This is a genomic window from Tamlana crocina, assembly GCF_012037625.1.
In genome coordinates this window covers 1-392 of record NZ_JAAVJS010000388.1, presented here as the reverse complement: position 1 = coordinate 392, position 392 = coordinate 1, and the positions used below count along the sequence as shown (strand labels likewise).

Here is a 392-nt window from a genome sequence, read left to right as displayed (position 1 = left end):
AGGAAACATAGAATTTCACTTCACTCCATATGAACGGGAAAAGCGGCCATGAGTAATTCACCACATATTCACTAAAGATCTTGGAATTGGAAAACCTTATGATCTTTCCGCTGGGATGATCGCCGGATAAATAGTCGCCTCCAAACTCCCATAGGGTAGTGTCAAAATATCCCACGTTCATCACGTCTCCGTACACATTCCCTATCTTGATCCTGTCTCCCACTTCATAAGGTTTCCGGATGAGCAGGTAGATCCAGCCGAATAAACTGGTCAGGGGATTTTGCAGCGCTAACCCCAGGATTAAGGAAACCACTCCAAAGGAAACCATGGTTGCGTACCAGTTGGAGAAGATAAGGGAGACGGCAATAAGAAAAATCAGCAGGAAACTAAGA

At 44.9% G+C, this 392-nt stretch carries 1 protein-coding gene; it reads right to left on the bottom strand.

Annotated features, from left to right (window positions below):
• Positions 1-392, bottom strand: a 392-nt coding sequence (locus HC176_RS17255; protein WP_167920239.1) for a mechanosensitive ion channel family protein, incomplete at both ends; no start/stop codon positions are given.